The 20,199-nt window shown below is 55.3% G+C and carries 26 protein-coding genes and 1 tRNA gene; 11 read left to right on the top strand and 16 right to left on the bottom strand.

Features of this window, described 5'->3' with window-relative positions:
• The first annotated feature begins 267 nt into the window (after positions 1–267).
• Positions 268–471, top strand: coding sequence for a hypothetical protein (locus AC2FFF_RS12060; protein WP_496882952.1), 204 nt, complete (start codon positions 268–270; stop codon positions 469–471).
• Between the two features lie 91 nt (positions 472–562).
• Here the strand turns inward: AC2FFF_RS12060 and AC2FFF_RS12065 are convergent, their stop codons facing one another.
• The 3 genes from AC2FFF_RS12065 to AC2FFF_RS12075 all read right to left on the bottom strand — a co-directional run bounded on the left by AC2FFF_RS12065 (position 563) and on the right by AC2FFF_RS12075 (position 2,614).
• Complete coding sequence (locus tag AC2FFF_RS12065; RefSeq protein WP_496882953.1) at positions 563–1,345, bottom strand: HNH endonuclease; 783 nt, start codon at positions 1,343–1,345, stop codon at positions 563–565.
• A 207-nt stretch (positions 1,346–1,552) separates the two neighbouring features.
• Positions 1,553–2,182, bottom strand: coding sequence for a hypothetical protein (locus AC2FFF_RS12070; protein ID WP_496882954.1), 630 nt, complete (start codon positions 2,180–2,182; stop codon positions 1,553–1,555).
• Positions 2,183–2,538: 356 nt separating this feature from the next.
• A tRNA-Thr gene (locus AC2FFF_RS12075) sits at positions 2,539–2,614 on the bottom strand.
• A 499-nt stretch (positions 2,615–3,113) separates the two neighbouring features.
• Between AC2FFF_RS12075 and AC2FFF_RS12080 the strand changes: the two genes are divergently transcribed.
• Positions 3,114–3,671, top strand: a complete 558-nt coding sequence (locus AC2FFF_RS12080) for a hypothetical protein (RefSeq protein ID WP_281973223.1) — start codon at positions 3,114–3,116, stop codon at positions 3,669–3,671.
• A 22-nt stretch (positions 3,672–3,693) separates the two neighbouring features.
• On the opposite strand, the gene AC2FFF_RS12085 is transcribed toward AC2FFF_RS12080, so the two are convergent.
• On the bottom strand, positions 3,694–3,960 hold the full coding sequence (locus tag AC2FFF_RS12085; RefSeq protein ID WP_142638157.1) for a DUF2312 domain-containing protein: 267 nt from the start codon (positions 3,958–3,960) through the stop codon (positions 3,694–3,696).
• Between the two features lie 162 nt (positions 3,961–4,122).
• On the opposite strand from AC2FFF_RS12085, the gene AC2FFF_RS12090 reads away from it, so the two are divergent.
• On the top strand, positions 4,123–4,341 hold the full coding sequence (locus AC2FFF_RS12090; RefSeq protein ID WP_142638212.1) for a carboxymuconolactone decarboxylase family protein: 219 nt from the start codon (positions 4,123–4,125) through the stop codon (positions 4,339–4,341).
• A gap of 9 nt (positions 4,342–4,350) precedes the next feature.
• Here AC2FFF_RS12090 and AC2FFF_RS12095 read toward each other — a convergent pair whose 3' ends face one another.
• Complete coding sequence (locus tag AC2FFF_RS12095) at positions 4,351–4,566, bottom strand: hypothetical protein (RefSeq protein WP_142638155.1); 216 nt, start codon at positions 4,564–4,566, stop codon at positions 4,351–4,353.
• A gap of 246 nt (positions 4,567–4,812) precedes the next feature.
• Here AC2FFF_RS12095 and AC2FFF_RS12100 point away from each other — a divergent pair, with 246 nt between their 5' ends.
• Genes AC2FFF_RS12100 through AC2FFF_RS12115 form a run of 4 tightly spaced genes read left to right on the top strand, consistent with a single transcriptional unit; the run spans position 4,813 to position 7,006 of the window.
• Positions 4,813–5,676, top strand: coding sequence for an MBL fold metallo-hydrolase (locus tag AC2FFF_RS12100; protein WP_281973224.1), 864 nt, complete (start codon positions 4,813–4,815; stop codon positions 5,674–5,676).
• 35 nt (positions 5,677–5,711) lie between these two features.
• Positions 5,712–6,134, top strand: a complete 423-nt coding sequence (locus AC2FFF_RS12105; protein WP_142638151.1) for a YeeE/YedE family protein — start codon at positions 5,712–5,714, stop codon at positions 6,132–6,134.
• Positions 6,134–6,565, top strand: coding sequence for a DUF6691 family protein (locus AC2FFF_RS12110; protein ID WP_281973225.1), 432 nt, complete (start codon positions 6,134–6,136; stop codon positions 6,563–6,565). The genes AC2FFF_RS12105 and AC2FFF_RS12110 overlap by 1 nt, the downstream gene beginning before the upstream one ends.
• 9 nt (positions 6,566–6,574) lie before the next feature.
• Positions 6,575–7,006, top strand: coding sequence for a protein tyrosine phosphatase family protein (locus AC2FFF_RS12115; RefSeq protein ID WP_281973226.1), 432 nt, complete (start codon positions 6,575–6,577; stop codon positions 7,004–7,006).
• Positions 7,007–7,013: 7 nt separating this feature from the next.
• Here AC2FFF_RS12115 and AC2FFF_RS12120 read toward each other — a convergent pair whose 3' ends face one another.
• From AC2FFF_RS12120 to AC2FFF_RS12140, 5 genes are all read right to left on the bottom strand, one after another.
• The gene (locus tag AC2FFF_RS12120; protein WP_496882955.1) at positions 7,014–8,132 is read right to left on the bottom strand and encodes a FliM/FliN family flagellar motor C-terminal domain-containing protein; all 1,119 of its coding nucleotides are present in this window, start codon (positions 8,130–8,132) and stop codon (positions 7,014–7,016) included.
• Positions 8,133–8,182: 50 nt separating this feature from the next.
• Complete coding sequence (locus AC2FFF_RS12125; RefSeq protein ID WP_496882956.1) at positions 8,183–10,861, bottom strand: ATP-binding protein; 2,679 nt, start codon at positions 10,859–10,861, stop codon at positions 8,183–8,185.
• Positions 10,861–11,163, bottom strand: a complete 303-nt coding sequence (locus AC2FFF_RS12130) for a hypothetical protein (protein WP_282027767.1) — start codon at positions 11,161–11,163, stop codon at positions 10,861–10,863. The genes AC2FFF_RS12125 and AC2FFF_RS12130 overlap by 1 nt, the downstream gene beginning before the upstream one ends.
• The gene (locus AC2FFF_RS12135) at positions 11,160–11,540 is read right to left on the bottom strand and encodes a response regulator transcription factor (protein ID WP_142638139.1); all 381 of its coding nucleotides are present in this window, start codon (positions 11,538–11,540) and stop codon (positions 11,160–11,162) included. Before AC2FFF_RS12135 ends, AC2FFF_RS12130 begins: the two co-directional genes overlap by 4 nt.
• 78 nt (positions 11,541–11,618) lie before the next feature.
• Entirely contained in the window at positions 11,619–12,917 is a 1,299-nt protein-coding gene (locus AC2FFF_RS12140) for a helix-turn-helix domain-containing protein (protein ID WP_496750916.1), read from the bottom strand.
• A gap of 222 nt (positions 12,918–13,139) precedes the next feature.
• On the opposite strand from AC2FFF_RS12140, the gene AC2FFF_RS12145 reads away from it, so the two are divergent.
• The 4 genes from AC2FFF_RS12145 (at position 13,140) to aat (ending at position 16,360) form a co-directional block, all read left to right on the top strand.
• The gene (locus AC2FFF_RS12145; RefSeq protein ID WP_142638135.1) at positions 13,140–13,676 is read left to right on the top strand and encodes a helix-turn-helix domain-containing protein; all 537 of its coding nucleotides are present in this window, start codon (positions 13,140–13,142) and stop codon (positions 13,674–13,676) included.
• Between the two features lie 152 nt (positions 13,677–13,828).
• Positions 13,829–14,320 (top strand): acetyl-CoA carboxylase biotin carboxyl carrier protein, encoded by a 492-nt coding sequence (gene accB / locus AC2FFF_RS12150; protein ID WP_142638133.1) that lies wholly within the window; start codon positions 13,829–13,831, stop codon positions 14,318–14,320.
• 9 nt (positions 14,321–14,329) lie between these two features.
• A complete protein-coding gene (gene accC / locus AC2FFF_RS12155; RefSeq protein ID WP_271950374.1) occupies positions 14,330–15,679 on the top strand; it encodes an acetyl-CoA carboxylase biotin carboxylase subunit in 1,350 nt (449 codons plus the stop codon).
• A 48-nt stretch (positions 15,680–15,727) separates the two neighbouring features.
• Entirely contained in the window at positions 15,728–16,360 is a 633-nt protein-coding gene (gene aat / locus AC2FFF_RS12160; RefSeq protein WP_281973230.1) for a leucyl/phenylalanyl-tRNA--protein transferase, read from the top strand.
• Here the strand turns inward: aat and AC2FFF_RS12165 are convergent.
• The 6 genes from AC2FFF_RS12165 to AC2FFF_RS12190 all read right to left on the bottom strand — a co-directional run bounded on the left by AC2FFF_RS12165 (position 16,315) and on the right by AC2FFF_RS12190 (position 20,080).
• Positions 16,315–16,683: a DUF2155 domain-containing protein gene (locus AC2FFF_RS12165; RefSeq protein WP_281973231.1), complete on the bottom strand. Its 369-nt coding sequence runs from the start codon at positions 16,681–16,683 to the stop codon at positions 16,315–16,317. The two genes, aat and AC2FFF_RS12165, sit on opposite strands and share 46 nt — an antisense overlap.
• On the bottom strand, positions 16,680–17,132 hold the full coding sequence (gene mlaD / locus AC2FFF_RS12170) for an outer membrane lipid asymmetry maintenance protein MlaD (protein ID WP_142638125.1): 453 nt from the start codon (positions 17,130–17,132) through the stop codon (positions 16,680–16,682). Before mlaD ends, AC2FFF_RS12165 begins: the two co-directional genes overlap by 4 nt.
• 13 nt (positions 17,133–17,145) lie before the next feature.
• The gene (locus AC2FFF_RS12175) at positions 17,146–17,529 is read right to left on the bottom strand and encodes an NADH:ubiquinone oxidoreductase subunit NDUFA12 (protein WP_142638122.1); all 384 of its coding nucleotides are present in this window, start codon (positions 17,527–17,529) and stop codon (positions 17,146–17,148) included.
• A 79-nt stretch (positions 17,530–17,608) separates the two neighbouring features.
• Complete coding sequence (locus AC2FFF_RS12180) at positions 17,609–17,983, bottom strand: Rid family hydrolase (RefSeq protein ID WP_142638120.1); 375 nt, start codon at positions 17,981–17,983, stop codon at positions 17,609–17,611.
• Positions 17,984–18,049: 66 nt separating this feature from the next.
• Positions 18,050–19,315, bottom strand: a complete 1,266-nt coding sequence (gene clpX, locus AC2FFF_RS12185; RefSeq protein WP_281973232.1) for an ATP-dependent Clp protease ATP-binding subunit ClpX — start codon at positions 19,313–19,315, stop codon at positions 18,050–18,052.
• A 132-nt stretch (positions 19,316–19,447) separates the two neighbouring features.
• Positions 19,448–20,080, bottom strand: coding sequence for an ATP-dependent Clp protease proteolytic subunit (locus tag AC2FFF_RS12190; protein ID WP_142638117.1), 633 nt, complete (start codon positions 20,078–20,080; stop codon positions 19,448–19,450).
• Positions 20,081–20,199 lie beyond the last annotated feature (119 nt).

A 20,199-nucleotide genomic window follows, 5' to 3' on the forward strand; every position in this document is an offset into this window, starting at 1 on the left:
AAACTCAAACAGAAACCGAACCAGAGCCTCTGTTACGAAAACGCTTCACCTCTCCGAATATCTCTGACGACGGACAGTAGCTTATAGCTATGAGACATCAGAGACGCTATCGCGATTTCTGTGGGATGAAGACAATATATGCTCAAGTGTATTGCCTACTTCCGGTTCAGTCGGCAACGGAAACTTGGATTCTGCCTACAGTCCAACACATTTGAATCAGATAGCGGCACGCGATATGTGACTTCACGAAACGAAAGGTAACTAGCCTTGGACGCACCTATCATCCAACTCGTAGTTTTGTTCGTCCTAGGCGTCTTTGTTACCTGGCTTTACATCCTGCCGATCACAATGGCAGGACGTCGCAACCGATCCGGTTTGATCGGGTTTTTGATTGGTTTGGTTGGATCGCCACTGCTTGCAATTCTGTTGCTGCTGGCTTTGGGTGACGCACCAGAACAACCGACGAGTTAGCGTCATTAAACCACTCAAATAGTTGACATTAATCCGCCCTGGATGTTGCTTTTTGTCCGCACCATGGCCGTTGGATGGTGCTGTTATCGCTTTAGTAACGACGATAGCGCTGCTTTTCGAGAAAGCGTTTGCGGCTTTCAATCAATTCGATTTCTTCCTCTGTCCATTCGGGAAGGTGTGGGGAAATGTCTCTGCGATTGAGCATGCCGTTCAATTCCTCAAGACTGGCTACGGTACCCAACTTTGCCGCCAGATCGTTGCCGCTAGGAAGCGCCTTTCGATCAGTCGTATTCGATCTGGGATGGGGTGTAGGCAACTCACGACTTGCCGAAGTCGATGATGAACGAGGGGTGATCGCTGGAGACGCTCGATTCTGCCTTGGTGGGTTGAAGGAGCGTTTCGATACTTCGGTTGGTTTTTTTATTCCAGCCAGATAGGCATCAATTGCTGCCTGCGTTCTAGCCTGTTGGTTCTCGACCGTAGCTTTTCTTCGACTGATCCGCTTCCGTACTTTGTCTGGGTTTGCAGCTTTCGATGCATCCAGCCGCTGACGACGCCTCTCGCGGTTTACAGCGGGTGTAACAATCTCAAGATTTTCCGCTCGATTATCGCTGGGGTCATGGTTGATATGATCGACTTCGGCTCTTCGATCCACCCAGTGACCCAACGCGCTGGCCGCAATAATCCGGTGCAATCCCGTAATTGTCTCACCATACGGCCCCCTAAGCTGGACTATCCTATACCGTTTGCCATCGCGGTTCTCCGGACCAAGGAAGTATTCTAGTTGACCGTCCTCAAGTTGTTCCAGCACTTCCTCAAGCGGCGGCAGAGGCAGTTCATGCTCATATCTTTCAATGTAATCACTCTCGTTCACTGTCAAACCATCCCAGACTTCGGACCGCCATTTGAGGCCACTCCACGAATGGTCTCACCACTCACCTAGGCACTCTCGGCGACTTTCCAAATAGCATACCCAAAACGCCCATGGACATTGATTAGGTTTGTGACCTTGCGAGTGCTGCGTTTTCCCTATCAAAACAAGCCCGTATTGAGGGGCTAGTGTTCCTTCGCGGTTTAATTGCTACGTCTCTATTTCTTTCGCAAAGACCGCTGTTGCCGTGTTTAACAGTTTGGAAAACTGTTCATAGTCATCGTCGCCAAGATGACGAAATGCCCACCAAGCGTCGTAAGTTTGTTCGATGATTTTCAGACAGTTGAGCATTATTGAAGGCATGCCACTAACTTCGATACTCCAACCTTTCGGTTCGAAATGTGAGAAATCATTGCGAATTTCGAACAGCCTTTTGAACGCGCGTTTCTGTTCCGCACTAAATTCCAAAACGCACCCAGCACGCTCAAAACGCTTGTCCTCTCGTCTTGCACGTTTCAATAGTTCATGTGGGTTTGCCAACTTTGGCTTTTTGGGCAATTCATCGTGGCTGCCGTTTTGCAAGGCACCCATGGTTGCTATTGCATCGTCTTCTGTAAGCGCTCCGACCTGCATCGTACCTGACAAATGACAAGTCAATGCGCCGTTAACAGCGCTAGCCATGGCGATAGTAGCCCATTTCCAACAGTGTATTTTGCCCGACACCACCCGTTCCATCTGATGCAATACTTCGCTCAGCGAAATCAAAACGTCATGCGCCTCATCTGTGGAAAGGTAATTCTCGTTGTCGGTCATCGCTTTGTTGCTCCCAAATCCTGTCATGCCAAGCGACCTAAGTGCTAATTGACCGCACCGCCATTGTTATCAGCAGGAAGATAAAAAGAACCAAGAAACCGACGGCACCCATCGACCCCATCGGTTTCTTTTCTATCGGGAAGGTGACGCGGAACACGCCGTACAGGTTGAGAAGCAAAAGTCATGGCCTGGTCTGCGCAGCGTTCAAGCGGATGCCTTGGAACACAGGGCAGACGTTTGCGCCGCCGCTGGGCTGAAACTGGCCAAGCGAATCTTACGGGATGAATTGAAGCGCCGCGACTGACACCAGACTGACACGAGCCGAACACGTGCGACCGCGTGTCACTGTATATACAATTTTTTGCAGCATTATCAGGAAGTTATGGTGCCCCCACACGGACTCGAACCGCGGACCTACTGATTACAAATCAGTTGCTCTACCAGCTGAGCTATAGGGGCACTTGGTGTCGATTAATGCCTCTTGTTACGGACTTCAAGACAGAATTTTGCCGCCGCTTAACGATTTTCTGTATTCATGGCACTGGGTCTGGCCCAGAGAATTTACTCCGCCTGGTTTGACTGTGCGGAGTACAGCCTGTAACCCAACAGATAATGTGCACGAACGCGAGGGTAAAAACCGAATATGCAGGTTGCAATCCACGCAGGTGCTGCGTTCACCGATGAAGGTCTCGTATTGCGGTCCCTTCAACGCAACACCGGCGCGTTGCATCAAAATGGTGCATCCGTATTTGGCCCGCGCCGTTATCGGCAAATTTTCGAACCCGCCTTTGCTGCCATTGAAAACCAGGATGAAATCGGTGCCGCAAAGGAAATGCTTCGGGCTGGGTTGCGATCGGCTCCGAAGGTCGATCGTTTGATTTACTCATGCGCCAGCTTTGCAGGCGATGTTGGAAATGCACTGGACGACGGGCAGCTATACCCAAATGCGGGACGCCGAATGGAGTTGCTTGAAAAGTCCTTTCCTGACCACGAAATTGAGCTTTGTATGGGTTTTTTAAGCCCTGGCAGATTTATTCCCAAAGCTTTGATGTCGCTACCTGAACAGAGTCGCCTCGACAAAATGCGAAGTACCGATATCAGCTGCCTCAGCTGGATCAGCATGGTCGAGGACATCAGAGATCTTGCGCCCAATGTCAAAATCACACTCTGGAGCAATGAGGACGCACCTCTGATCTGGGGAGATATAATCCGTGCAATCGCGGCCCTCCCCCCGGACAACACGCTGGTTGACGAGTTTGATTTACTGCTGTCACTTCTAGACGATTCAGGCAAATCCAAAGGTCTGGCATTGATTGATCAAAGCCTGGAACAGGACGAACATTTGCGTGACGACCTTGCCACGGTTTTGGAGGAACACGCCAAAACCGAGCTCACAACAGAAGAGCTTGATCTGCCAGATTGGAGCATGGAAATCGTCGACGCGTTTGCAGAATTATATGCGCAGGACATGGACCGACTTGAGTCCATGCCCGGAGTGCAGGTTCTAAGACCTTGAGTCTATAGCGGGAAAGCAGCCGTTACATTCCCAGCGCTTCTTTGTACATTTCCAACACCGCCTCTTCCTCGGCAATGTCGTCTTTGTCACGTTTGCGCAATGCGATCACTTTCCGCATGACCTTGGTGTCGTAGCCCCGCGCTTTTGCCTCGGCCATCACTTCTTTTTGTTGCTCCGCCAAATCTTTCTTTTCCGCATCCAGACGCTCGATCCGTTCGATGAACTGGCGCAGCTCACCCGCGGTTACACGGTAATTCGCGGCGGCCTGATCTTCGGTATTCTCTTCCATCTAAGTCTCTCCCAGAGGCTGGTTTGTCATGCTGAAAAGGTGGGCAACAAGCGGGATACATCGGTGCGAGCCAAGCCGCAAGCATGCAAAAAACCAGTCTCGCTTGTGCGGGCCAGCGCGATCAGTTAAGCGCTCAGGTCAGACGTTGAAAGATGGAAAACGATGTTCGAATTCATCACCTGGGGCGGTGCCGCCCTGTCACTTATCGGCCTGGCTGGGCTGGTTTGGTGCATTCTGCATGTCATGAAAGCCCGCAAATCCGGCCTGTCTGACGATGAATTGCGCGCCGTTGTTCAACGGGTGCTGCCCTGGAACATGGGCGCGCTCTTTTTGTCGGTGATAGGTCTGATGCTGGTTATACTAGGAATCTCGTTCGGTTGACTGCGGCCATCAAACCGGCAGATTGTCGAAACGCGCTTCCATAACGTCCTCGCACAGGGCCGCATCCAGGCGACGCAGGCGCGCAGGAACCTCAACACCCTGCAGACGCATCTTCTCGATGACCTTTGTGACACTGGGCTGAAGGGCAAGGCGGGTATCAACACTGGCGCCCTTCAGTTTTTTCTCAAGTTGTTCGGCTTCGGAATACAAATCTATTCTCGGCATATCCATCCTCCCAAATGTCATCAGTTACCTATAGTTTAGTAACGGTTTTAAGACTTACATCACTCAGTTATTCTATCGCGCGAAAATTCGCCCGACCGCCCCCTAACATCGGCGCGCTTTCGCAGGATGCCAGAATTTTAGCCCAACTTTGCCGCTTCTGCCTTGACCGGCATCAAATCACCAAATGTTGATTGCTTCACATTCCGTTATTAATATATGACTAAGACCTAACCGGCGGAGGAAACCATGACGCCCAAAGTGAAAGCATTTTTTGACGCCGAGACATTCACGGTGTCTTATCTGGTTCAGGATCCTGAAGGCGATGCCTGCGCGATCATAGATAGTGTTCTGGATTTCGATCACGCATCCGGCCGGACCAATACGCGATCTGCGGATGAGATCATCGGATATGTCCAATCCAATTCGTTGCGAACCGAATGGATTCTGGAAAGCCATGTCCATGCCGACCACCTTTCAGCAGCCCCCTATTTGCAGCAGAAACTCGGAGGCAAGATTGGCATCGGTGATCAAATCGTCGCCATCCAGGAAACTTTCGGGAAAATTTTCAACGAGGGTACCGAGTTTCAGCGCGATGGTAGCCAGTTCGACGCCTTGTTCCGCGACGGCGACGGATTTCATGTCGGCCAAATGAGAGGGGACGTCTTGCACACCCCCGGGCATACGCCCGCCTGCATGACCTATGTCATCGGCGACGCGGCATTTGTCGGAGATACGCTGTTCATGCCGGATTTTGGCACAGCGCGATGCGACTTTCCCGGCGGATCGTCCGGAGATTTGTACAACTCGATCCAAAGGATCCTTTCACTGCCGGATGCGACACGCATCTTTGTCGGGCATGACTACAAAGCTCCTGGGCGGGATGAGTTTGCGTGGGAAACAACTGTTGAAGAGCAAAAAGCCTTGAACGTGCATATCGGGCAAGGTCGATCTATCGAGGAATTCGTTGAAATGCGCGACGCCCGCGATGCCACTTTGGCCATGCCGCGGCTGATCCTGCCCTCTTTACAAGTCAATATGCGGGCGGGTCAGATGCCGCCTGAGGATGAGAATGGCGACGTGTTCCTGAAGCTACCAGTGAACAAACTTTAGACGGCTAGAGCCGAACTTCTTGGGGGAACAAATCAGTGTATTCAGAATGGATATGGGGACTGGTAGGCGGCCTGTTGATTGGTCTTGGCGCAGCAGTTTACCTGCTTGGAAACGGTCGTGTAATGGGGGCGAGTGGTATCCTGGGAGGGCTTGTCGATCGCTCTGACCGCTCGGCAGAGCGGCTGTATTTCCTCGCTGGGATGATTGGGACGCCGTTGATGCTAAGCCTGTTTTTGTCGCCGGGGCCGCAGACAAACCTGACCTCGAATTTGACGGTTGTGATCGGGGCTGGGCTGCTTGTCGGTATCGGGACACGAATTGCCAACGGGTGCACCTCTGGACATGGGGTGTGCGGCATTTCCCGGTTTTCTGTGCGCGGGATCGTGGCAACGATCCTTTACATTGCGGCCGGGGCAGTGACGCTGGCCTTGTTTCGCCATGTCTGGGGGTTGATCTGATGCGCAATCTGATATCGCTTCTTTCGGGCTCTTTGTTCGGAGCAGGCCTGTTGATTTCCGGCATGACTGACACAACCAAGGTGCAGGGGTGGCTGGATATTTTCGGCAGCTGGGATCCGACACTCGCATTTGTGATGGGGGGCGCCATTGTGCCCATGATGATCGCATGGAGACTGGTTCCAGATCGCAAACCGCTGTCGGGTGGGAAATTCCCGACGATGGTTCAGCATGAACTGGATCGCCGCCTTATCATCGGATCGGTCATGTTTGGCATGGGATGGGGATTAGCGGGACTGTGTCCCGGTCCAGCCATCGCGTCTCTTACGTATGGCGGAACCGGAGGCGTTGTGTTTCTGGTTTCCATGCTCGCAGGGATGTATGCCGCTCCTGCCGTAGGTGCAAAACTGGACAGAACCGTAAACGCGACCTAAGCAGTAGCCATGGAGATTCGACCGATAACCCCCCGCTATGCCGTCTCGCCGCAAATTTCGGTCGAGGATGTTCCCACTATTGTCGAAGCAGGCTTTGTCAAAGTGATCTGCAACCGGCCGAACAGCGAAGTTCCCAAGGATCTCCAGTCAGATGCTATCGGACAGGCCGTGCGTGCTGCCGGGTTGGAATACGAAGTGCTAGAGCTGACGCATCAGACCATGACGCCCGAAAACGTCTCCTTGCAACGTGACCTGGCAGAATCTTGTGCCGGTCCGGTTCTCGCATATTGTGCATCGGGCACGCGTTGTTCTGTGATCTGGGCATTGGGGCAGTGCGAAAGCATGAGCACCGAAGACATCCTTCAGGCGACGACCAAGGCAGGCTATGCGTTGGACAACCTGCGTCCAACCTTGGAAGAAATACGCAGATCAGTGACTTGAGCGTCTGCTAACTGCCTTTCAGCGCGCTTTCATCCCCAGATAAACCAGCCAGTTGAGATATCTCGGCAACCATGCGTTCCGAATTCTCGAGGTTCAATTCTGTCCCCTCTAGGCCCAGCGCGCCGCGGGAAAATGGCATTGTTTCCTGCCCGTGTTCGGTTGGCCCCTTTTCGTGTATACTGGCTGAACTCGCCTCAAGGAACTCATTTGCTTCGGGCTGGGAAAATGTCTGAGTTTGGTAGGTTTCGTTCAGGCGCACCGCACGCAGTCCTCCGCATTGGCCGAGCCGTCCGATCGCGGCCCGGCTGCGGTCGATCGCCACAATCTCGGTACGATCCAGCCGCGCCCCGATCAATGGCAACACATCCCCCACCGCCAGTTCTGTCAGCGTCGCCAGGGACAAGGGCATCCGGCAGACCACCGTATTCAAATCTGCTCTCAACACGCCCGATGCCTGATCAAGCCTGCCCTCTGGCTCATCATGAATCACCTCCGTCTCGGCCGTTTCAGCCGGTCGGATAGGCAACAGTACTGAAAGCTGACCTTGTCTCAGCCCACCGCCAAGTTCGACTGTCAGTTCAAAAACTCGGTATTCCTCTTCCACCATCGCCAGGGTCAAAGTTCGCAGATCCGCAAGGCGCGAAGCATATTCAAAACCGATCAGGCACATGCGGTCACTCGCCGTTTCGACAAGTGATGCCGCGCGGGACAGCCCCTCTTCGATCCAAGGGAACACCATGGCCGCGTCCGTATCGGTGAACCCCCGCGCAGAAGGCGCTTCGGGCATCACCTCGCCTATTGTCTGAGCCTGCACGACAGCCGACACTAACCCTATATCCATGCAGATCGCAGCCAAGCTGCTGTCTGAGCCTGAAAAGAGCAGCAATATCCAATCCTCATCCAAAGACTGTGTCAGCCCACCTGGTGGCCGACAGGATTGTTTGGCGCCAATAACCGACAACGGCATCTGCAAACGATCTTCTGCCGCGCGAGCAAAAGCCAGACGCAGCGCACGTAGGATCGAGCGAGGCTTGTCACCCTTTTCCTCCTGACTGATCGAAAGCTTGCGCGCCAGAGCCGCGCTGACAGATTGCGTCATGCCTAAAACCGCTGATTGTTCCTGCATTCTCTTTCAGGTCTAACCCGGCGATAGTTACCAACCTGTTTATACAGCCGTCACTGCGCAGCCTGTCGGTAGGCCTGTGGCAGCCTGACCCGGAACGCAGCCCCACCATGGCCGGGCAAGTAGCTGATATCGCCCCCCAGTCTTTGCATAATCTCACGGCAGATCGCTAATCCCAGCCCCGCACCACCTGCCTTGTCGCCTCCGACGCGGGCAAATTTCTCAAAAACCATCTGCCGGGCATCCGGGGGAATGCCGGTGCCGTTATCAGCAAAATCAATGACGACCTGTCCGCCGACATCATGCGCGGAAATCGTCAGAACCGGTTCTTTGGCATCACAATATTTCTGAGCGTTCGAAATCAGGTTGATAAACACCTGCCCCAGACGGTCCAAATCCGTATGCAGGAGAACGCGTTCGGAGGTTTTAGACCGCCGAACGGTCAGTCTTTGGCTGTTTCCAGCCAAGGCGCTGGACACGGCACGGTCCAAGACCGACCGCAGGGTGTCACCGCTCTTGTTCAAATTGACTCGTCCACTTTCCAGAACGCTCAGGTCCAGCAAGTCATCCAGCAGCCGTGTCAACCGAAGCGCCTCGTCATGGATGATGGCAGCGTAACGCGTTCTCTCTTCGCTGGTCAGACCTTCGGTATCCCGCATGATCTCGGAAAATGCCCGGATCGAGGTCATGGGGGTTCGCAATTCGTGGCTGACCTGGCTAAGGAACCCGTCCTTTTGTTCGGAAATCTGGGTCAGTTTGGTGTTTGCTTCACGTAGCTGACGCGCCGTACGGCTGAGTTCAGCGGATTTCGCTTCCAGTTGGCTGGAGTATTCCAACATCTGCGCGGATTCGTCGGCCACAGCGAGCAAATCCTCGACCGAAACGGAGGAACCACCAACAATCTGCCCGATCATCGCATGCGCTGTCGCCGCCCCGACCGAGCCGCTGAGTTCACGTTCCAACCGCTCCAAAAACCCAGGCGTAGGTTCGGGCAGGCTGGAACGCCCACCCTGCTGTTCCGCCTGCGCCTGAAAGAACTCTTGCGCCGGACCTGCGCCCAAAATGCGCTGGGTCATGATCATCAGGTCTTCGCTTTGCGCTACCGATCCGGTCCAACCGCGCAGCGCAACCGAATGGTCGAATACGTTGACGAATTGCGCCCCCTGCAAACGTTCGAGCGGGCTTGGAAAACTCAGCAAAGAGGCCGCGCAAAATGCCAGCGTGTTCAGCGACAGCGACCACAACACAGCGTGCACCATCGGGTCCATTCCGTCGATCCCGAACAAGGCCTGCGGGCGCAACCAGCCCCATCCGAACGGTCCGTTCTGCAGGACACTATCCGACATAATCGCGCTGCCCATGCCGGGCAACAACAGCGTGTAGATCCACAACAAGAACCCGACCGTCAGTCCTATCAGAGCCCCTGTTCGCGTCGCCCCGCGCCAGAACAGCCCGCCAACCAGAGAAGGCAAAATCTGGGAAATCCCGGCAAAGGCCACCAGACCAATCGAGGCCAGCGCGGCCCCGCCGCCGGAAATGCGGTAATACGAGAACCCAAGCAACATGATCACGGCGATTGAAATCCGCCGGGACAGCAAAACCACATTGCGGACATCACCGGATACGGCGCCAGCGCCCTCCTGCCGGCTAAACCAGATCGGCATCACGACGTGATTTGACACCATGGTCGATAGGGCCATTGCCGTGACAATCACCATCGATGTGGCGGATGAAAAGCCGCCAATAAAGGACAGCATCGCCAGCCATTCATTGCCCTGCGACAGGGGCACCGTCAGCACGAACAGATCCGGATTCGATCCTTCGGGCAAAAGGTCCAATCCTACGACCGCGATTGGCACGACAAAGAGACTCATCAACAGCAGATACAGGGGGAAGGCCCATGCGGCTGTCCTCAGATGCCCTTCATCGGCGTTCTCCACCACCATCACCTGAAACATCCTCGGCAGACACACAAAGGCCGCAGCCGATAGAAATATAAACGTGGTCCAGCGTCCGGCATTCACATTCCACTGCCCGATCTCAGAGGCATCGATGCGGTCCATCATCGGACCGACTCCTCCGGCTATACCCCAGACAACGAAAATGCCCACGGCCAGCAGCGCAAAAAGTTTAACGACAGATTCCAATGCGATGGCCGTGACAACGCCATGATGGCGTTCGTTGGCATCCAGATTGCGGGTACCGAACAGAATGGCGAACACCGCCAGCCCCGCCGCAACCCAGAACACACTGGACCCTTCGCGGTAAAGACCGCTTGGGTCGGCCTCGGCAAAGATTGAGAATGACAGCGTAATGGATTGAAGTTGCAGCGCAATATAGGGCGTTCCGCCCAACACGGCCAGAATTGTGACGCAAATCGCCAGAGTGTTCGACTTGCCATAGCGAGACGAAATCAGGTCAGCGATTGAGGTCACCCTCTGGCTGCGGCCAACTCGAACCAGCTTGCGCAATCCCCACCACCAACAGATCATGACCAACGTGGGTCCCAGATAGATCGTTACGAACTCCAGCCCCGACCGGGCGGCGTTCCCTACCGCGCCATAAAAGGTCCAGGCGGTACAATAGATCGACAGCGACAGCGTGTAGATCAACGGAGATCGCAGCCACGCCCCCCTGCCCGCCGCGGCCATTCTGTCGGCGGCAAATGCGACGCTGAACAACAGCACCACATAGCCTAAACAAACCAGGATCAGCATGTTCAGCGTTGCCATCAGTCTTGGCCTGGCTCGGAATCATCGCCGGTTGATATGCGTCTTGCGGCGAACCCAAAGAGAACGCTGACAACGATCAAAACCGCCCAGCATGTGAAGATATAGAGAATCGCAGAAGACAGCGGCACTCCGTCCGCTGCATCGCCCCCACGCGGCCACAGCAACGGAATCGCAATCAGCGCGCCCCCCAATATGGGCAATAAACGGGCGGCGTCGGTTAGCCTGCGTCGGCGGTAACTTTGGCGCTCAAGAAACAGCGACGGCCGCGCACCAGATGGTTGGCGGTCGTCCTGCATGCTCATGACCGCGAGGCCTGCGCGTGCAAATCGCGGACGGCGGTCAGAACTTCTGCATTGGAAAACGGCTTTGTCATGAACCGGCTGACCCCTGCATTCTCGGCCATCTCACGATCTTTCGATTGGCCACGAGCCGTTAGCATCAGAACCGGAAGATTTCGCAGTTCTTCGAGTTCGCGCAAGTCGCGCAAAATCTCCATCCCGCTTTTGCCCGGCAGCATCACATCCAGAATCACAAGATCGGGCTTCGCGCCCTGAATCACCAGCAGCGCATCCGTCCCTTCAGCATGCGTTTCAACCTGCCATCCCTCGCGGGTCAGCAAAAACCGAATGGCTTCAGCAATGTTCGGCTCATCCTCGATCAACAGAACCTTTCGGCTCATATATTTCATTCCTCCCCGAGACGGGCTGCACCACTGTCAACCTGTCCGAAACAGCTTATGCGCAGTGTCACGAAACTGTCAAAAACCTTCGCTCAGAATCGAGGGCTCTCGGCGCGATTCACAGTCCTTATTGGGGCAGACCCGGCAACTTGGGCCAACATGGGCAACCGCCTGACTGCCCTGAGGGCTTTCTTCGACGGATCGAACCAGCATGACAGAACGATAAACCGGCGCATCATCATAGCCGGAAATGGATTGCGGCCAGGCATAGGCATAACAATCGAATTCCGCGGCCGTTCGCCCCAACTGAACGATCCGTTTTCGGATCGGAACCAGCGGCCGGTTCAGCGCCTGAAACAGCGGCCACAGAGGACACGCCTCGCCGAACCTGGGCATGGCAAAACCGGGCACCGATTTGCTGAACAAAATGCTGCCTGAGGCATCGCATATCACCAGCCCGGTCGGGCGCGACAAATACCCTTTGGGCAAGGCGGCCAGCCGCCTCAGCACGGTGGCGATGTCGACTGAATACTCTGTTGCCAAAAGCAAAGGATCTGTAACTCCCCGATCCAAAGCCCCTTTGAGCGCATCCAGAGGCAAAAGCCGAGCGTCGGATTCGTAAACGTCCAGAATATCCCGCGCCACTTTTCGCGCAGCAGAGGAATCAATCTCATTCAGATTAACATCTGCGCTTCCGCCTCCGGATTCGATTTCCGGGAAATGGTGATCATGCCTGTCAAAAAATGCTTCTACATCTTCCAGAGGGACCCCGCGACGATCCTCGGCCCCCTCGGAATCATCCAGATAGGCCACAAGCGATTTCGAGCTATCGGCCAGGCGTTCGGCATCCTGGTGCAGGTTCCGGTGGAACCGGTCTTGCCACTCGGGTTCAATCTCTTTCGTTTCTGCAAGAATGGCAGCGGTGGAACGAATCGCGGCGGCTGTCGAAAGGACCTCGTGCATGGATGCTGCCAGATGCGGATCGTGGGTCAAACGATCCGACAGGGTTTCAATCGTTCGCTCTAACGACACCACTCGGCTGTGCATTTGCGCCAAAACGCCCGCCCACCCTGGAAACCTACTTGCGAATTCCTCAAGCCCGTCCACTTCGGCTTTCTGACCAACAGCATCTGCCGCAGCCTCGCGCAGCGCAGAAATCAGCGTCGCCTCGATCCCCTGGGTTAGCACCGAAGGCTCAACGGTCAGGGCCGCAGCGATATCCACCAGCAGCTTTCCTCCGATCCTGCGGCGGTTATGCTCGATCAGGTTCAGATAGGATGCCGAGATTCCAACCTGCCGTGCAAGCTGGGCCTGACGCAATCCTGCGATCTGCCGCCTTTCGCGAATACGGCTGCCTGTTAACGTGTCCCGCAAAATTTCCTCTTTTTCCGCTGGCTCCTTTGGTCAACCTCAGAAGCATTTTCAAAACTATTATTTAAATATAAGTCTTTAGCAATAAATTTTCTTGGACAATTTACTTTCTTCACAAACGCATCCCGCAATTCCAAACGCCCGGTCCACGGTGTAACCCATTTGCATATTTCGAAAATCACAGGCCTTCCCCTTCTATTTTCGGAAAAACACCTGCACCATGGACATATGAGCGACCCAGCCTTTGAATATGCGCCGATCGGATTGGTCGAGTTGGAGAACCGCGTGATCCGCCGGTGCAATCTGCAGTTCGCACGCACTTTCGGCGGTGAAGAGGCCGATTACCGCAACATGCCCCTGCTACACCTCTACCCTTCTGTCGCAGATTGGGAACGTATCGGCGCACGGAGCCTGCAAATCATGCGCGACACCGGATATTACACGGATGAGAGGGTCATGCGTCGCCGCGATAGCGACTTATTCTGGTGCCGCGCGCGCGGACGTTCGCTAACGCCTGAAGATCCATTCCGCCATGGCATCTGGAGTTTTTCGGATATTTCAGAGGAACGCCCTCTGGTCGAGCTAACCAGCCGTGAGCGCGAGGTTGCCATTCTGTCCTGCAAGGGCTTGTCGGCCAAGGAAATCGGTGCGGAACTGAACCTGAGCTATCGTACAATCGAAGCCTACCGTGCGCGGCTGCTTGAAAAATTCGGGGCACGTAAACTGCCTGAACTGGTTGCGAAACTCTCCGGAATGCCGCTGTAACGCTGTTTACCACTGGTAATCTTCAGCAAAACCCCCATCTGACAGGCCGAGACTGTGCTTTTCATGGCCGTACGCTTAGCTTATAACGCTGCGTAATCAGACCAAAGCCCGCGCGAAACAGACGGGCCAAAGGGGAACCGTCGAGGACACTCATGACAGATACCAAACACGAAGCGGATGTGGCGTTTATCAAGGCACTGGCCGAACTGCTGCGGGAAAACGACCTGACCGAGTTGCAGGTAAAGCGTGATTATGGCGAAGATGACAGCTTGAACGTACGCGTTAGCCGCATGTCACCCGTCGCCGCTCCGGTCCAGGTTGCGGTCCCGGCGGCCGCGCCAGCCGCAGCCCCGGCAGCCGCACCTGCAGCAGCTGAAGCACCCACAGCAAGTGACGATCCAGCCAGCCATCCGGGCGCTGTGACTTCGCCCATGGTCGGCACCGTGTACATGCAGCCCGAGCCGGGTGCGCCGTCCTTCATCTCCGTCGGTGCCAGTGTTTCCGAAGGCGACACGCTGCTGATCGTCGAAGCGATGAAAACCATGAACCACATCCACGCGCCTAAATCCGGCACTATCAAGCGTATTTTGGTGGGTGATGGCGATGCTGTGGAATTCGGCACTCCTCTGGTCATTGTTGAGTAAGGCGGCCCCATGTTCGACAAGATCCTGATTGCCAACCGAGGCGAGATCGCCCTGCGCGTCATCCGCGCCGCACGCGAGATGGGGATTAAGACAGTCGCCGTCCATTCAACCGCAGACAGTGACGCGATGCATGTACGCATGGCGGACGAATCGGTCTGTATCGGCCCCCCGCCCAGCCCTCAAAGCTATCTGTCGGTGCCTGCGATCATCTCAGCCTGCGAGATCACTGGCGCTCAGGCGATCCACCCGGGCTACGGCTTTTTGTCTGAAAATGCCGAGTTTGTGCAGATCGTCGAAGATCACGACATCACCTTCATTGGCCCCACCGCTGAGCATATCCGCGTGATGGGGGACAAGATCACCGCCAAGGACACGATGAAGGCCTTGGGCGTTCCCTGTGTGCCTGGTTCAGATGGTGGCGTGCCGGATCTGGCCGCAGCCAAGCGGATCGGTGAAGAATTCGGCTATCCTGTAATCATCAAGGCCACCGCCGGTGGCGGCGGACGCGGCATGAAAGTCGCGATGAGTGCGGATGAGATGGAAAGCGCCTTTATGACCGCGCGCGCCGAAGGCAAAGCCGCCTTTGGAAATGACGAGGTATATATTGAGAAATACCTGACCACGCCGCGCCACATCGAGATTCAGGTCTTTGGCGATGGCAAGGGCCAAGCGGTTCATCTGGGCGAGCGCGACTGTTCCCTGCAGCGCCGCCACCAAAAGGTATTCGAAGAGGCACCCGGCCCCTGCATCACCCCCGAAGAACGCGCAAGGATCGGTAAGGTCTGTGCCGATGCGGTTGCCAAGATCAACTATATCGGTGCAGGTACGATCGAATTTCTGTACGAAAATGGCGACTTCTATTTCATCGAGATGAACACCCGCCTACAGGTCGAACACCCGGTCACTGAGGGCATCTTTGGCGTAGATCTGGTGCGCGAACAAATCCGCGTTGCCGCTGGTCAGCCAATGTCATTCGGTCAGGATGATCTGAAAATCAATGGTCACGCCATCGAGGTTCGGATCAACGCCGAGAAATTGCCAAACTTCTCGCCCTGCCCCGGAAAAATCTCGGCCTACCATGCGCCGGGCGGTCTGGGTGTGCGGATGGATTCAGCGTTGTATGACGGGTACACGATCCCGCCCTACTACGACTCACTGATCGCCAAACTGATCGTGCAGGGCCGCGACCGACCCGAAGCACTGGCCCGTCTGGAACGCGCATTGGGAGAGTTGATCGTGGACGGAATCGACACGACGGTTCCCTTGTTCCACGCACTTCTGCAAGAAAGTGACGTCCAAAGCGGTGATTATAACATCCACTGGCTGGAGCACTGGCTTGCGGAGAATATGGCCGACTAACTCTGCTGGGTCGGAAGGTTACCGCTTTCCGACCCTGAGGCGCCTGGCATGAGCCTTTCCCCGGAATTACTGCTCCATGGATATTCCATCGGTATCTTCCCGATGGCTGAACATCGCGATGATCCGGACCTGTTCTGGGTTGATCCTAAGTTTCGCGGCATCTTCCCTCTGGATGGTTTCCACATCTCACGCAGCTTGGCCCGCAGGATTCGGAACTGTGGGTACACGGTGTCAATCAACAGAGATTTTGCCGGCGTTGTTGATGGCTGCGCTGATCGCACGGATACCTGGATCAATCAGGAACTTCGCACCCTTTACCAAAAGCTGAACCAATCCGGTCACGCCCATTCACTGGAAATCTGGGACGCCCCGAATTTGGTTGGGGGCGTTTATGGCGTTACTCTTGGCGCTGCCTTCTTTGGCGAAAGCATGTTTTCCCGACGCAAGGATGCCTCAAAAATTGCACTGGCTTATCTGGTCGACCGGTTGCGGTCCTGCGGGTTCAAACTGTTCGATACACAGTTTTTAACCGCGCATCTCGCCTCGCTCGGCGCGATCGAGGTGCCACGGGTACAGTATCGGAACGCGCTGGAAGAGGCAGTGACTATTGCAGCAGATTTCTCTGCTGATCTCGATCAATCGCCGGATGGCGTGATACAGCGGATCACCCAGACGTCATAGCGCGAATGATCAAGCGCATTCAGGGCTGGCGAGGTGGCAATCATCCACCCGTCAAACAGCTGATCCGTTCCGCCTTGTTCCCAAATGGTCAGGTAGGCAAACGCGTCCCCTGTTGGGTTATCTGAAGGATAGCGGCAATCACCCAGCGCGACATCCAGCCCAAAGACTGTCTTGGATTGGCCGTTTTGCAGTTCGACATCAACGGTCTGGCCATTGACCTTATCCAGCCCTCTGAGCATTGCACCCGGTCCGGATTGAACCTTTTGCTGTGCCGCTACCCCAGAGGCTGCCAGTATTGCCGCGATCAGAGCATATCGCTTCATTCGCCGCCATCTCCGGCGACGAACTTAACCAAAAGCGAAATCAGGCTGACTGCGCCCTGTGTATCCTCGACCTGGTCGCCCGGCTCAAAGTTAAAGAGCGATCCGCCTGGCATGACTTCTACAAAGTTACCACCCAGCAACCCTTCGGATGAGATCACGATAGCACTGTCATCGGGGACCAGAATTCCATCAGAAATCGCAAAAGTCGTGTCCGCCCGGTAGGTTTCCGGGTTCAGGGTCACCCCTGTCACGGTGCCGATTTTGACCCCGGCAAGCCGCACGTCCGTTCCGACGCCGACGCCTTCGAGCGAGCGGAAAGAGGCGTTAAGCTCATAACCAGAACCGCCCTGGGACAGGCCTGTCGACTGGCTCGCATAGACGCCAAACGCTATTGCCCCGGCCAGGACGGCGCCTCCGACCAAAACTTCTGAAACTTTGTAAGATGACATTGCTCGCCTCGTCTTATTCCGGGTTCCAGGCCTCATAATCCGAACGCTCGACCGGATCCGGGCGGCGCAAAGACCCCGCCGGTGCATAAGCAAGCGCGGTTCCTGTCAGGTTTTCCTGATGCGGTTTTTCCCAGGATTTATGTGCCAGAGGTTTGTCGGTTGGAGGTTCGTCCCAGGTGCGGTGCAACCAACCGTGCCAATCGGGATCAACCCTGCTGGCCTCGGCCTCGCCGTTGAAGATCACCCAACGCCTGCTGTCATCCGCGGTACGATAAAATATATTACCTTCATTATCTTCACCGACTTTCACGCCTTTGCGCGCGGTGTAAATCTGGGTGTTCAGGGTGGCCCCGTTCCACCAGGTCACGGCGCGCAAAAGACTGTTCAGGATTCCCATCGGCTGCCTCCGGCATTTTTGTCTCTGCAGATATGGACCAAAGGTCCGCCAAGGTCCAGTGCTAGGGTAACGTTGCGCATCAATCCGGCAAAACTGCGGTCACTTCAATCTCGATGCGGTCCTCTGGCGTGATCAGGTTGCATTCGGTCACTGTCGCCGCCGGCGGGTTTTCACCAAATGCCTCAACCAGCAAGGGCCAGCACAGTTCAAATTCTGACATGTCCGGAAGGTAGTAGTTTACCCGAACCACATGCGCCAAATTTGATCCAGCCTCATCCAAGGCCTTTTCAATCGCCTGCAGCGCGGATTTGCACTGTCCGACGATATCTTTGGGAATGATTTCGCCTTGTGCGCAGGTCCCGGCAACAAAGACAAAACCGTTTGCAACCACTGCCCGGCAATAGCCGACTTTGGCCTCATATTGGCCGCCCGAGGAAATTCGCCTTATCGTCATCCTGCCCTCCCAAACACAAAATGGCGCGGGATCACCGCGCCATCTGTTGCAATTCAAATTCTGTGATTACCCGGCCGAAGCCGATTCCGCCGCATCCGCATAGATGATCAGCGGCTGTTTGTCTGAAGATACAGCCTCTTCGTTAACGACAACCTCGGTCACGTTCTTCATGCCAGGCAATTCGAACATCGTGTCCAGAAGGATATCTTCAAGGATCGAGCGCAGCCCGCGTGCACCGGTCTTCCGTTCAATGGCGCGTTTGGCGATAGCCTTGAGCGCATCGTCGGTAAAGCCCAGCTCGGCATCTTCCAGTTCGAACAGACGCTGATACTGTTTGACCAGCGCGTTCTTGGGTTTGGTCAGAATGGTGACCAGCGCATCCTCGTCGAGATCTTCAAGCGTGGCCAGAACTGGCAGACGTCCGACAAATTCCGGGATCAGACCGAATTTCAGCAGGTCTTCAGGCTCCAGCTCTTTGAAAATCTCACCCACGCCGCGGTCATCATTGTCCCGCACATCGGCACCAAAGCCCATGGCCGAGCCTTTGCCGCGCTGTGCGATAATTCTATCCAGACCCGCAAAGGCACCACCGCAGATGAACAGGATATTCGTCGTGTCCACTTGCAGGAATTCCTGCTGCGGATGCTTGCGTCCACCTTGCGGCGGAACACTGGCGACGGTGCCTTCCATCAGCTTCAGCAGCGCCTGCTGCACGCCCTCGCCCGACACGTCGCGCGTAATCGAGGGATTCTCGGATTTGCGCGTGATCTTGTCGACCTCATCGATGTAAACGATGCCGCGCTGCGCGCGTTCGACATTGTATTCGCTGGCCTGTAACAACTTGAGGATGATATTTTCGACATCCTCGCCCACATAACCGGCTTCGGTCAGCGTGGTCGCATCGGCCATGGTAAAGGGCACATCTAGAATGCGCGCCAGAGTTTGCGCCAACAACGTCTTGCCGCAGCCTGTCGGGCCGATCAACAGGATGTTGGATTTGGCCAGCTCGATATCGCTGCCGGCCTTCTGAGCGTGATTCAATCGTTTATAGTGGTTGTGAACCGCCACTGACAGAACCCGCTTGGCCGTAGCCTGACCGATCACATAATCGTCCAGAACTCCGCAGATGTCTTTCGGCGTCGGCACTCCGTCAGAAGATTTCAGCCCGTTGGCTTTCGTCTCTTCGCGGATGATGTCCATACACAGCTCGACGCATTCATCACAGATGAACACGGTCGGACCTGCAATCAGCTTACGCACCTCATGCTGGCTTTTGCCACAGAAGCTGCAGTAGAGCGTGTTTTTGCCGTCACCGCCTGAATTCGTCGCCATGATCTACCTTTCGGGCTCCATCCTATGCCCCTTGCGGGGCCGCGCTTGCGCCTGTTCGTGCAGCTTAGGCCAGCACTGTGGCGGCTACAATCTCAAAATACCCCCCGTATCGGCGACACGAGGGGTCTGGGCTTAGCCCTCTTCGCCGCTCATCTTGGCGCGGTTTTCAACGATCTCGTCGATGTGACCCCATTCCTTAGCCTCTTCCGGGCTCATGAAGTTGTCACGGTCCAGCGCCTTTTCAACAGCCTTTTTGGTCTGTCCAGTATGGCGTACATAGATATCATACAGGCGATCCTTCAGCTTTTGCGTCTCAGCTGCGTGGATCATGATATCGCTTGCCTGCCCCTGATATCCGCCACTGGGCTGGTGCACCATGATGCGGCTGTTCGGCAGGGAAAAGCGCATGCCCTTCTCACCACCGGCCAGCAGAACCGACCCCATCGAGGCCGCTTGACCGATCACCAATGTGGAACATTTCGGTTTGATATACTGCATTGTGTCGTAAATCGACAAACCGCTGGTGACCACGCCACCCGGCGAGTTGATGTAGATCGAGATTTCCTTGTTCGGGTTCTCCGCCTCAAGGTGCAGCAGCTGAGCAACCACAAGATGGCTCATCCCGTCGTGGATCGGGCCGTTGATAAAGATGATCCGCTCTTTCAGAAGGCGCGAGAAGATATCATATGCGCGCTCACCCCTGCTGGTCTGCTCAACGACCATTGGGACAAGCGTGTTCATGTATGTGTCAACGGGATCGAACATAAGAAACCTGCCTGCTTTGCTATGGATCGGGACACTACCCGAAAATCTGTTACCTGAGTCTTAGTATCGCCACAGTGGGGCTGCAAGGGGTGCAGGAAACTTCATGCCCTGCAAATGCA

It is taken from the genome of Ruegeria sp. YTSA226, assembly GCF_059609905.1.

Bases quoted from the DNA above. Each gene is read 5' to 3' on its own strand.
- AC2FFF_RS12110 (WP_281973225.1), top strand. From the start codon at position 6,134: ATGCGCAATCTGATATCGCTTCTTTCGGGCTCTTTGTTCGGAGCAGGC.
- AC2FFF_RS12080 (WP_281973223.1), top strand. From the start codon at position 3,114: ATGGAGTTGCTTGAAAAGTCCTTTCCTGACCACGAAATTGAGCTTTGT.
- AC2FFF_RS12180 (WP_142638120.1), bottom strand. From the start codon at position 17,983: ATGACGATAAGGCGAATTTCCTCGGGCGGCCAATATGAGGCCAAAGTC.
- AC2FFF_RS12095 (WP_142638155.1), bottom strand. From the start codon at position 4,566: ATGCCGAGAATAGATTTGTATTCCGAAGCCGAACAACTTGAGAAAAAA.
- AC2FFF_RS12085 (WP_142638157.1), bottom strand. From the start codon at position 3,960: ATGGAAGAGAATACCGAAGATCAGGCCGCCGCGAATTACCGTGTAACC.
- accC (WP_271950374.1), top strand. From the start codon at position 14,330: ATGTTCGACAAGATCCTGATTGCCAACCGAGGCGAGATCGCCCTGCGC.
- AC2FFF_RS12125 (WP_496882956.1), bottom strand. From the start codon at position 10,861: ATGGCAACGCTGAACATGCTGATCCTGGTTTGTTTAGGCTATGTGGTG.
- AC2FFF_RS12070 (WP_496882954.1), bottom strand. From the start codon at position 2,182: ATGACAGGATTTGGGAGCAACAAAGCGATGACCGACAACGAGAATTAC.
- aat (WP_281973230.1), top strand. From the start codon at position 15,728: ATGAGCCTTTCCCCGGAATTACTGCTCCATGGATATTCCATCGGTATC.
- clpX (WP_281973232.1), bottom strand. From the start codon at position 19,315: ATGGCGACGAATTCAGGCGGTGACGGCAAAAACACGCTCTACTGCAGC.
- AC2FFF_RS12190 (WP_142638117.1), bottom strand. From the start codon at position 20,080: ATGTTCGATCCCGTTGACACATACATGAACACGCTTGTCCCAATGGTC.
- AC2FFF_RS12115 (WP_281973226.1), top strand. From the start codon at position 6,575: ATGGAGATTCGACCGATAACCCCCCGCTATGCCGTCTCGCCGCAAATT.
- mlaD (WP_142638125.1), bottom strand. From the start codon at position 17,132: ATGTCATCTTACAAAGTTTCAGAAGTTTTGGTCGGAGGCGCCGTCCTG.
- AC2FFF_RS12120 (WP_496882955.1), bottom strand. From the start codon at position 8,132: ATGCAGGAACAATCAGCGGTTTTAGGCATGACGCAATCTGTCAGCGCG.
- AC2FFF_RS12090 (WP_142638212.1), top strand. From the start codon at position 4,123: ATGTTCGAATTCATCACCTGGGGCGGTGCCGCCCTGTCACTTATCGGC.
- AC2FFF_RS12175 (WP_142638122.1), bottom strand. From the start codon at position 17,529: ATGGGAATCCTGAACAGTCTTTTGCGCGCCGTGACCTGGTGGAACGGG.
- AC2FFF_RS12145 (WP_142638135.1), top strand. From the start codon at position 13,140: ATGAGCGACCCAGCCTTTGAATATGCGCCGATCGGATTGGTCGAGTTG.
- accB (WP_142638133.1), top strand. From the start codon at position 13,829: ATGACAGATACCAAACACGAAGCGGATGTGGCGTTTATCAAGGCACTG.
- AC2FFF_RS12100 (WP_281973224.1), top strand. From the start codon at position 4,813: ATGACGCCCAAAGTGAAAGCATTTTTTGACGCCGAGACATTCACGGTG.
- AC2FFF_RS12130 (WP_282027767.1), bottom strand. From the start codon at position 11,163: ATGAGCATGCAGGACGACCGCCAACCATCTGGTGCGCGGCCGTCGCTG.
- AC2FFF_RS12135 (WP_142638139.1), bottom strand. From the start codon at position 11,540: ATGAGCCGAAAGGTTCTGTTGATCGAGGATGAGCCGAACATTGCTGAA.
- AC2FFF_RS12165 (WP_281973231.1), bottom strand. From the start codon at position 16,683: ATGAAGCGATATGCTCTGATCGCGGCAATACTGGCAGCCTCTGGGGTA.